This is a genomic window from Mangrovimonas sp. YM274 (genome assembly GCF_030908385.1).
Taxonomy (GTDB): Bacteria; Bacteroidota; Bacteroidia; order Flavobacteriales; family Flavobacteriaceae; genus Mangrovimonas_A.
This window is the reverse complement of sequence record NZ_CP133091.1, coordinates 734,504-746,088: the sequence shown is the minus strand read 5'-3', so window position 1 is coordinate 746,088 and position 11,585 is coordinate 734,504. Positions and strand designations below refer to the sequence as shown.

Sequence of the window (11,585 nt, the reverse complement as noted above, 5' to 3'; positions counted from 1 at the left end):
CTTATAATTTTTTTAAAGCCTCCTTGATAAGGGATTCCACACTTGCATCTGCCTGATCTGATAAAATCTTGTCCACCACCTTCTCTGCCTGCTTTTTATTAAATCCTAGAACTTCTAAAGCAGATAACGCTTCATCCTTGTTGGTATTGCTTTGAGGGGCCGAAAGTTCATCAATATCATAGACTTTCAAAATTTTATCTTTTAAGTCCAAAATAACTCGTTGTGCTGTTTTGGCTCCAATCCCCTTTATGGACTGTATTAAAGCCACATCGCCAGTTGCTATTCCTTCCCTAACCTGCTTTGGCGTTAAGGAGGACAACATGGTCCTTGCCGTATTTGCACCAATACCACTTACCGATATCAACAAACGAAAAATGTCCCTTTCGGACATAGAAGAAAACCCAAATAAGGTATGGGAATCTTCCCTTACCTGAAGATGGGTATATAACTTTAAATTTTCTTGATCTGGAATTTTGGAGAAAGTATGCAAAGAAATATGGAGTAGGTAGCCCACTCCATTACAATCTATGGTAACTTCGGTTGGATTTTTCTCAACAAGTTTCCCCTGAATATGTGTAATCATTAAATAGCCTCATTTAAACCTCTCAAATGTAATAAAATTATTTACAATGAAAGGGGGTTACTTTTCCATAGACGCCTTGAGTTCTTGCTCCCTTTTTTCTTTTTGTTGGGCATCAATTACTGCAATGGCTGTCATATTTACAATTTCATCCACACTGGCCTCCAATTGTAAGATATGCACTGGTTTTCTCATCCCCATCATGATAGGCCCAATAGAATCTGCTTGATTAAGCTCTTTCAAGAGTTTATAAGTAATATTGGCCGCATCAAGATTTGGAAAAATAAGCGTATTCACCTTTTTACCCGCCAATTTTGAAAATGGGAAAATATCCTGCAACATCTCACTGTTCAGAGCAAAGTCTGTTTGCAATTCACCATCCACAATCAAATCTGGATAGTATCTATGCAAATAGGATACTGCATTCCTTACCTTGTTGGTGCGTTCATTTGTTGAGGACCCAAAATTGGCATATGAAATCATGGCCATAACAGGCTCCATTCCAAACATCTTCACTGTTTTGGCTGTCATTTGTGCAATCTTGGCCAAATCCTTTTCTGACGGATCGATATTAATGGCCGTATCACTTAAAAACATAGGGCCACGTCTGGTCATCATCAAATTGGTAGTCGCTACACGGGTTGCGCCTTTTGCCATACCTATAAGCTCAAGCATTGGTTTTACTACGGAAGGATAGCTTTGCGAATACCCCGAAATAAGCGCATCAGCATCCCCCTCATTTACCATCATTGCGGCAAAATAATTCCTTTGACGCATCACTTTTTGAGCTGAATATAGGGTTACACCTCGACGCTTGCGTTGTTTCCAATACACTTCTGCATATTTGTTCAAGCGCTCCAATTCCTCATCCGATTTCGGATCTATAATTGGTACATCGGCATCAAAATCTATTTCTTCTTTTAATTTTTCAATTTCATCTTTACGGCCTAAAAGTATTGGAAACGCAATGCCTTCTTCATAGGCTATCTGGGCAGCCTTTAACACATCCAATTGATCTGCTTCAGCAAAGACAACGCGCTTCGGATCCATTTTAGCGCGATTCAATAATAATCGCACCACCTTGTTATCTGATCCTAAACGCTCCATTAAGGAATCTCTATATTTTTCCCAGTCAACAATAGGTTCTTTGGCAACTCCACTATCCATGGCTGCTTTGGCCACCGCTGGAGGCACTTCTGCAATTAATCTTGGATCAAATGGCTTAGGAATGATATAATCTCTCCCAAAAGTTAAACGGGTTTCTCCGTAGGCTATATTTACTTGTTCTGGCACAGGCTCTTTAGCCAATTTGGCCAAAGCTTCTACCGCAGCCATTTTCATTTCTTCGTTTATCTTGGTAGCACGTACATCCAGAGCCCCTCTGAAGATAAAAGGAAATCCTAACACATTGTTTACTTGGTTTGGATGGTCACTACGGCCCGTAGCCATAATGATATCGTCCCTTGTGTCGATAGCCAAGTCATAAGCTATTTCTGGATCTGGATTGGACATGGCAAACACAATAGGATTACTTGACATTGACTTCAACATCTCTGGCGACACAATATCGGCAGTAGAAAGTCCAATAAATACGTCGGCATCTACCATAGCTTCATCAAGAGTATCAATGGCTCTATGTGTTGCAAATTCGGCCTTTTCAGGAGTTAAATTTGAACGGTCCTTTCTTATGACACCTTTACTATCTAGCATCACCATGTTTTCCAATTTGGCTCCACAGGCCTGATATAGCCTAGAACAGGAAATAGCTGCTGCACCAGCTCCACTTATTACAATCTTTACGTCTTCTATATTCTTTTCTGCCAGTTCCAAGGCATTAATTAAGGCGGCTGCAGAAATAATGGCCGTTCCGTGTTGGTCGTCGTGCATTACAGGGATGTCCAACTCTTCCTTTAGGCGACGCTCTATTTCAAAAGCTTCTGGTGCTTTGATGTCTTCAAGGTTTATCCCTCCAAAAGTAGGCGCTATGTTTTTTACCGTTTGGATAAATTCATCAATATTTTCGGTATTTACTTCAATATCGAACACATCGATATCTGCAAATATTTTAAATAACAATCCTTTTCCTTCCATCACGGGTTTGGAAGCTTCCGGACCAATATTACCAAGTCCCAAAACGGCTGTTCCGTTGGAAATTACGGCCACCAAATTTCCTTTGGCGGTATATTTATAAACGTTATCTGTTTTTTTAGCGATCTCTAAACATGGTTCCGCTACTCCAGGAGAATAGGCCAAAGACAAATCTCTTTGACTTGCATATTTTTTGGTAGGGACTACTTGAATTTTCCCAGGAGTTGGTTTGGCGTGATACACCAAAGCTTCACGGCGTTTGCTTTGTTTGCTCATATAAAATTTGGATTAATATGAATTACAAATGTAATAATCCTTAGTCTTAAACTCTAATCTTTTAGAAACTGAATGTTTCTTTTTAATCCAGACCATTTAGTGCGCTTTACTGCCGACTTTTTGAAGACTTTATTAAAGGTTTCCTCGGTGATTTCTTCCCAATCTGTTTTGCTCATTGAAAGCAAGTCGGGATGAGGGTTAAACAAGGGCTCATTATGTGGTTTTGAAAATCGGTTCCAAGGGCATACGTCTTGACAAACATCGCAGCCAAACATCCAATTATCAAATTTCCCTTTGAATTCTGTTGGAATATTCTCTTTTAATTCAATTGTAAAATAGGAAATACATTTACTACCATCTACCACATAAGCGCTTGTAATGGCCTCCGTAGGGCAGGCATCTATACAGGCCGTACAACTTCCGCAGTGGTCCGTTGTAGGCGTGTCATATTCCAGTTCCAGATCAACAATCAATTCTGCAATAAAATAGAAAGAACCCAATTGTTTGGTTAGCAAGTTACTGTTTTTTCCAATCCACCCAAGACCAGATTTAGCAGCCCAGGCCTTATCGAGTACCGGTGCTGAATCTACAAAGGCACGTCCATTGACTTCGCCAACATCTTCATTTATAAACTCAAGTAATTGCTTTAATTTATCTTTGATAACAAAATGATAATCTGCTCCATAGGCATATTTTGATAGTTTATAGTTGGTAGCCTCCTGTGTTTTTTCAGGGTAATAATTCAGCAACAACGAAATGACACTTTTACTACCCTCCACCAATTTTGTTGGGTCCAAACGCTTGTCAAAATGGTTTTCCATATAACGCATTTCTCCATGCATATTGTTTTGGAGCCATTGTTCCAATCTAGGAGCCTCGGCCTCCAAAAATCCAGCCTCACTGATACCACAAGACAAAAAGCCAAGTCGCTTGGCTTCAGTTTTGATTCGTTGGGTATAGGTCTGTGTGGATTTCATGTGGCCAATGTACAGCGAAAAAACTAAACAATAAAGCCGACCTAAGCCGGCGATATTAATTAGTGTTAAAATATCTTTTAAAACTGGAAATTCCTTCTAGTTCCCAAAAGAGCCATTCGCAATATTCTCAACGGCCCAAATTTCACCATCACGTGTTACGACGTAAGCGGTGTTTTTTACAATCTCTAGAGATGTTGGTCTATCTAAACCTGTGGCTATTTCAGTGAACGTTCCATTTTGATTGGCCTTAACCAAAGCTCCCGTATTTTCAAAAGCTTCGGAACCTTCTGCAATTCCATTCCATGTTCCCTGAGAAATCGCAAACAAACTTTGGCCACGACCAAATTCAACGTCCACCAATAAAGAAGCTCCTGAGGCCACGGGTGGCGCATAGGTTGAATTTTCCGTAAAATAGACCACCTTTCCATCTTCTGGATCATGGGGAATAGGTCCTGCTTCGGCCATAAAAATTTTGTTCCCTGAAATCGCTAATCCTGTGGGTACAATATTTGGGAAGGCACGCATTTCTGTAATCTCTCCATCGGTAGTGACATGCAATACGCGGTTATGGTGACCATCCGTTACTAAAAGCCCTCCTTGATAAGTGTCGATAGCATATTGAACACCCATAGGCAAAAAGTAGCTTGTATTTGGAGGATTTGCCTCAGAAAATGCACCAAGATCTGCAATCACCGTAAAACTGCTTGGACCATCGATTCTGTAAATTCCAACCACATCAGGAGTCCCGAAAAAAGGCCCTACTAAAGATACTATCACATATCCCGTTCCTCCAATAAAAGCAATGTCCATGGCACCTCCTATTCCAACGTCTGGAATCATGGTGGGCAAGCCACTGGCAAATGTTGTTTTTTCCCAGGTTTTTAAATTAAATCGAGAGATTTCTCCAGTTTGGGTTTCTGTGACAAATAAATCGCCACCGGGTCCAATGGTACTTCCTGCTCCTCCCATAATTCCCTCATACATCATTTGGGGAGTTCCAGGACTGGAAGCCGCTTTTGCTGACGAAGCAGACATAACGGATTCAGGTTCTAAATCTGTTATCTCATTAGAACTACAGGAAAACACTAAACCTAAACTTACCAAGTAAAAGCTGAACTTGATAGACGAGAGCAATTTTGTGTTAAAAAAATCAATTGGAGCTTTTAGTGAAAGGCATTTGGTTAACATAATGATACGTTTTTAAGTTATACTTATTGCTATCAATCAGTACCAAGTGGCCCTAAGGAGTAATTATTTATAAAGGTACACTTTGCGTTAATCGTCAAATTGGAAATTTCATTCAATTATTAGAACGAATCATTCAAGTTGAAGAATTCCTCTTATGAAATCACTTACTTCTGTAATCTTATTTACTGAAATTTTGTAGGGGTCTGTCCATATTCACTCTTGAAAACCTTAGAAAAATATGACGCATCGTTAAAACCAACTTCATAAGAGATTTCAGTGATTGTTTTATTCGTATTTCCAAGCAACGCTTTGGCTTGCTTTAATCTATAGGAACGTATATACTGAACCGGAGACACCTTGAATGCAGCTTTAATTTTACGATATAATTGTGAATCACTCATGGCTAGATGTTCTGCCAATTCCTTTGGACCAAATTTGGTGTCCTGATAATTACTGAATAACGTTTGATTTACCTCCTCCACAAATTGAAGATGCGAATTTTCTAAATGTCCATTTTTAATGGATGATGTCAATCCAACAGATTTATTCTCTAAGCATTCTCTAGTTTTTAACAAGCCTTCAATTACAGCAAACAATTCTTTCTCATCAAAAGGTTTGGTGAGATAGGCATCAGCCCCTTTATGAAAGCCATTTAATTTACTGGCATGTCCAGCCTTTGCAGTTAACATTACAATGGGAATATGGTCCGTCTTACTCCCTAACTTGAGATTTTCCGTTACCTGAAAACCATCAATATCTGGTAGCATAACATCACACAAAATAAGCTCTGGCACATAGGTATTGGCCAACTCTATTCCTTCCTCTCCATTAGTTGCCATTATAACATCATATATATCTTTTAGAAGTAATCTCAGATACGTTCTCACATCTTCATGATCCTCTATTACTAAGATGTTTGGTTTTTGTTTGTCCAACTCTTGAAACTGTGTTAAGTTTTCATTTCTATCCTTATCAACCTCCCTATTGCACTCTAAAAAATCTTGAAGATACTCAGCATTATTATGGATTGGAATTGACAACTCAACCTTTGTTCCAACATCTGGCAAACTTTCCAATTTGATAGTCCCCTTTAAAATTTCAACATACTGTTTTGTTAATGACAGCCCAATTCCTGAGCCTTTCTCTGATATTTTACTAGCGTTTTTGGATTGGTAATATTTTTCGAAAATCCTATTCTGCTCCTCTAAAGGAACGCCAATCCCAGAATCTGTAATTGTTATATTCAAATTACTAACTTCTCTCCCCACAACTAAGGATATCTTTCCTCCATTCGGAGTAAACTTTATGGCATTAGACAACAGGTTGCCGAGAATACCTTTTATATGGTTTTTATCAAAATCCATAACCACGAATTCCTCTTTAACGTCTATGTTAAAATTGATGTGTTTTAATTCTGCTAAAGTTTGGTAACTAGAAGAAAGATAAAGTATATAAGCAATAATATCGGCTTGAATCATTTGTTGACTCATCAAACCTTTTTCATTTCTTGACAATTCAATAATATTATCTACCATCTGCACCAAATTTGAGGCACTCTTCTCTATCAAACTTAAATTGGGACTATACGTCTTGGGTATTTCTCCCTTTAAATAATTGGTAATACCTAAAATAACAGTTATAGGAGTTCTAAAGTCATGGGTAATTCCAGAATAAAAATGCGTCATGGAATCATTCACTTCCTTTAATCTTCTAGACTCCTCAAGAGCCAATTTTCTGGAAAGTAAAAACCGATACAATAACAAGATTCCAAAAATAATCAGGGACAAATAGATAATTTTGGCCAAGCTTGAACTCCACCAAGGCCCTGTAACATCCAATTGCACCGCAAAAGGAGTTTTATCCCAAAGCCCTTGATAATTGCCTCCATTAACTTCCAAAGCATAGGTGCCAGCAGGTAAATCTATCAGTTGTAAATCCGTCCCCACCATTTTACTCCAATTATCGTTACCAGGAGTGATGCGATAATAAAGATTTTCTAGTTCTTCTGTTGAATACCCAAGCGTTGAAAAATGCAACTGTAACGGAAATTGATCATGGATAAGATTAATCTGTGGGGAAAGTTCTGTTCCCGATGCCCATTGTTCATCACTCTTTCTGCCTTTAATATCAGATAAATAAATCCTTTTTTTAGAGATAAACGCGTCTATATCTTCAGGGTTAAAATAAGTAACTCCATAATCACCTGCAAAATACAAACGTCCATCTTCCCCTTTAAACCTTCCCTTGGACCAATCATAATTCTTAATACCCTCCGTGGCTCCATATTGCTGAAATTCATCGGTTTTAGGATTATATTTTATAAGTCCCTCTCCATAGGTGGTGAGCCAAATATTATTTTGATTGTCACTCAACAAACTTAGGAAGACAGGGTTACTAACATTAGGGATTTCCTGCCAGGACTTGAACTTACCATGGCCCAAATACTCACTAAGACCTCCAAAGGTTGAAACCCATAAGTCTCCTTGACTATCCAAAACAATATCCAAAATAAAATCTGAACAAATGGACTGCGGATCCAAGCTTTTTGTGTAATGCCCTAACATTTCAGCTGATTTGTTATCTGAAGACACTTCCAAACTCAAGAGTCCTCCTCCTACAGTCCCTACCCAAAGAGATTTGCCATTTAATAATAGAGAAGTTGGGTAATTGGTAAGCTTATTTTTTATGGATTGAGAGGTGGCCTCTAAATGGTTAACTTCAAAGCTTCCATTTTCCATTTCAAAAATATTATAAATTCCATGTCCTGAAGCTCCAATCCAAACCATTCCATTTGTATCTACTTGAATACACGAAATTCTGTTTATTCCAAGTAAAGACAATTCTTTACTTACCCCAGAAAAGGTATTGAGTTTTGGAAATTCAGGATCAAAAGTATCCAGATCTATATATCCCAATCCAAAATTTCCACCATACCAGATTTTATTCCGAATAGAATCCTTGGCAAAACACAGCACTTGAGGATACCCCTTTTGTTGTTTGCCATGTACACCATCTAAGCTATAATAATACTCCTTGCCATCACGCCTTAAACACAGACCACCCTCAAATTTCCCATACCACAGATCCCCAGAATCCCCAAATATGGAAAGTACAGCACCCCATTCCGAAGCTTCATCATTGAGGTCGTAGATACCTATATTCCCAAAAGTGGATGGATTCAAATCAAACAAATACAAGCCTTTTCTAAATACAGATATTATCTGGTTGTTTCCAAAATTTAGTAAAGTACCATATCCTGCAAAGGGCAAATTATTATTAGTAGTAGTAATATTATCTTTAAACGTTTCAGGACCTGCATCAAACTCCAAAATTTTACAAGCTATGGAAATCCAAAATTTACTACCTTCTACAGGCACAATACCATTTCTTACAATGCCTGGACTATTTTGATAAAATGGCAACTCGATTTCTTTCAACTTTGAAGTGTCCAAATTGTACATATAAAAACCTAAGTTGGCTCCGAGAAGCAACTTGTTTTTATATATTTCTATCGAATGGATTTCTCCCTCTAATTCCAATTCTTTTTTAAAAGTTCCCTCAATATCATTTGGATTTGAAATAGAGTATACCCCTTGATTGGTACCAAGCCAAATCTTCCCGTGACCATCTATCTTGGCTGAGAAAAAAATTAGATCCTTACAATGATATTTCAATAAATTGTTTGGCTTACCAAAGTTAGCAAACTCCACTAAGCCAGCCCCTCTAGTAAGAAGTAGCAATTGGTCTTCAGCTCCTAAAATAATGTCAAAAACATGCCCTCCCAATTCCTGAAAGCCATCTAAATCTACTTCGGTAAAAGTGTCAGTACTTCTATCTAAATAAGCCAGATCAAAATCGAAACCAGCTACCCAAAGACGATTGTAATTATCCTCACAAACAGTATAAATAAGGTTGTTAGGGAGCGTATTGGCTTTACGGGAATCCTTTGCGTAGCGTTTATATTCTCTACCGTCAAACCTATATAGTCCCAAAGAAGTAGCTAACCACAAAAAATTATTGTGGTCCTTGTACATATCATAAACCCGGGCCCAAGGCCCTTTTTTAATATCAAAATAGCTTACTTCAAAATCGTTTTGAATGTTCTGGCTAGTAGCCAAAGTAGATATCAACAGAAAGAAAATTGTGAAGAATACTGCTCTATTTGCCCACATAATACCCTAGTTTTTTTTATCTTCTCAAACCTAAAGGGGCAACTATTAAATATACGAAATATCGAAGATTCATATTTCGTAATTCCTAAACAAATAAAAACCGCCTTATTTCCATGGCGATTTTTAAGCTAAGATCAAATTAAAGTAATCTTCCAGATGTGTCCAGTCGAAGTACTTTTTTCTGCTTCTCCTTTATGATCTGTACATAATAGGTTCTTTCAACATCTTCATCTAGGTAGTAGGTCACTTCATAAGATGTTTTTCTCAATGACCAATTGGGATATAATTCCTTTACTGTTCTCCGAACAGCAAAAGGCAATGCAATGTTCTTAAATTTTTCGAAGGATCTTAAAATTATGCCATCTTCATTAAATGTGGCATATATTTTTCCGTGCTTATACTCAAACTTTAAAGGAAAAATATTGCGCTCCTCATCATATAGTTCAGAAGCAATAAGATCGAAATTAGCAACTTCTTTCTGCAAATTGACTACTCCAAGAGCGGCATTCTTATCAATGACCTTTTTAGCATAATCCAAATTAATTATTTTAATTTCAACAGGTTCTAAGTGAATACCGTGAAGACCTACGTCAAATTGAGCATTCATATGGTTGGCGAATCCAAAAAATATTAAGCCGATAATGATTTTTTTCATAATTGTCCGTTTTTTGATTATATGATTTATTTTGATGATGATTCTTAACAATTACACCTTAAATAGGATTCAAAACCATTATCGGCTAAAAAAGCAAATACCGATATTGTGATGATTAATAATGTTATGCTTAGGAAGAAATAATAGTGATAAAGCCGCTAACCTTTACTATCAAATTTATAAAGTAAAATTACAATCATAATTAAGAATTGACCATGAAAAAACCTTCAATAAATTGTAATTTTCAATCAATTAAATGAAATCAATACTCATTAATACAGTATGGAATCGTGCTTAAACTTCTTAATGAATTGGATGAAACGCCATTGCAACATCCACCGGTTTTAAAGTGATGAGCGGATTGATTTTAACTTCGGTTTTGTTCGTAGAAATGTCAAATTTTTGAAGAATGGTATTGATGGCCAGCATCATTTCAAACATGGCAAAATTGTTCCCAATACACAAACGGGGGCCAGCGCCAAAAGGCATATAGGCAAAAGCTGTTGACTTTCTATTATCTTCTGAAAACCTATCTGGATTGAATATTTCTGGAGCCTTCCAGTAGTTCGAGTTTCGGTGCATTTCATAAATGGAAACTCCCAACAAAGTTCCTTTTTTGATGTAAAATTCTCCTACGGTATCGTCTTCCAAAGCTACCCTATCGGTAATCCATGCTGATGGATACAAGCGCATACCCTCTTCAACACATTGTTTGATGTATGTAAGTTTTGGCAAGGCATCAAAAGCTTGGGTCGCATCCGTGATGGGCAATGAATTGGCTTTAGCCTTTACCAACTCCTTAGGATTTGTAGCCAATAAAAACAACGTAAAGGTCAAGGCATTGGCTGTAGTTTCATGGCCTGCCACAAACAAAATCAAAATTTCATCAATGAGTTGGTTGTTACTCATATGTGAGCCATCTTCGTATTCTGCCTTTAACAACATGTCTAACAAGTCATCATGCTGTTCCTTTGACGCTCTTCGTTCGTTAATTATATTTTCAATGATCTCCCTACTCTCTTTAACCAACTTCTGGTGATATTTCATGTCCCCTTTTAAGTGATACCAAAAACGTTTATGGGGTTGGCGTATTTCCTTAACAATGAAGTTTTGAAGTTCGGCAATTATAAACTGAAGTCGCTTTAGGGTATTTTGATCGGCAGAAAAATTAAAAAGCGATTTGGCAACCACTTCAAAAGCCAAAGTATTCATCAACGGGTATAATTCTTCCATCCTATCCGTTGGAAAACTGTTAACCTGTTCATTGATGGTGGTATCAATAATGGCCACCAACTGTTTTAATTTATCTTTATGGAATGCAGGTTGAATTAGCCGACGTTGCTTGAGCCAATAACTTCCCGTAGACGTTAAAAGTCCATACCCCACATATTTCGACAAAAACTGGGTTTGCAGTTTGGACTTCTCATACAGTTTGTGCTGCTTTTGAAGAATATGCTTGGCGATCTTTGCATCTTTAGTCAAGATAATTGGCGGATTGAAAGGCGTTTTAATGCTGAAAGATTCTCCACTAGCGGCAAACATTTCCCGATGAAATGGAATTGGATTCTTGGCAATTTCGGATGACTTTAGCACAAACTTTAAAAAAGAAACTTTATTGGGATATGTGTACTTAGTCATAAAACGTAATG

Annotated in this window: 7 protein-coding genes; all 7 read right to left on the bottom strand. The window is 37.6% G+C overall.

Annotation, left to right across the window (positions count from 1 at the left end):
• Nucleotide 1: 1 nt before the first annotated feature.
• On the bottom strand, nucleotides 2–583 hold the full coding sequence (gene ruvA / locus RBH95_RS03280; protein ID WP_307901299.1) for a Holliday junction branch migration protein RuvA: 582 nt from the start codon (nucleotides 581–583) through the stop codon (nucleotides 2–4).
• Between the two features lie 57 nt (nucleotides 584–640).
• On the bottom strand, nucleotides 641–2,944 hold the full coding sequence (locus tag RBH95_RS03275) for an NADP-dependent malic enzyme (protein ID WP_307901298.1): 2,304 nt from the start codon (nucleotides 2,942–2,944) through the stop codon (nucleotides 641–643).
• 53 nt (nucleotides 2,945–2,997) lie between these two features.
• Complete coding sequence (gene queG / locus RBH95_RS03270) at nucleotides 2,998–3,921, bottom strand: tRNA epoxyqueuosine(34) reductase QueG (protein ID WP_307901297.1); 924 nt, start codon at nucleotides 3,919–3,921, stop codon at nucleotides 2,998–3,000.
• Between the two features lie 96 nt (nucleotides 3,922–4,017).
• On the bottom strand, nucleotides 4,018–5,109 hold the full coding sequence (locus tag RBH95_RS03265; protein ID WP_307901296.1) for a ScyD/ScyE family protein: 1,092 nt from the start codon (nucleotides 5,107–5,109) through the stop codon (nucleotides 4,018–4,020).
• A 182-nt stretch (nucleotides 5,110–5,291) separates the two neighbouring features.
• Nucleotides 5,292–9,281, bottom strand: coding sequence for an ATP-binding protein (locus tag RBH95_RS03260; RefSeq protein ID WP_307901295.1), 3,990 nt, complete (start codon nucleotides 9,279–9,281; stop codon nucleotides 5,292–5,294).
• A 139-nt stretch (nucleotides 9,282–9,420) separates the two neighbouring features.
• A complete protein-coding gene (locus RBH95_RS03255) occupies nucleotides 9,421–9,936 on the bottom strand; it encodes a hypothetical protein (RefSeq protein ID WP_307901294.1) in 516 nt (171 codons plus the stop codon).
• Nucleotides 9,937–10,239: 303 nt separating this feature from the next.
• Entirely contained in the window at nucleotides 10,240–11,574 is a 1,335-nt protein-coding gene (locus RBH95_RS03250) for a cytochrome P450 (RefSeq protein ID WP_307901293.1), read from the bottom strand.
• Nucleotides 11,575–11,585 lie beyond the last annotated feature (11 nt).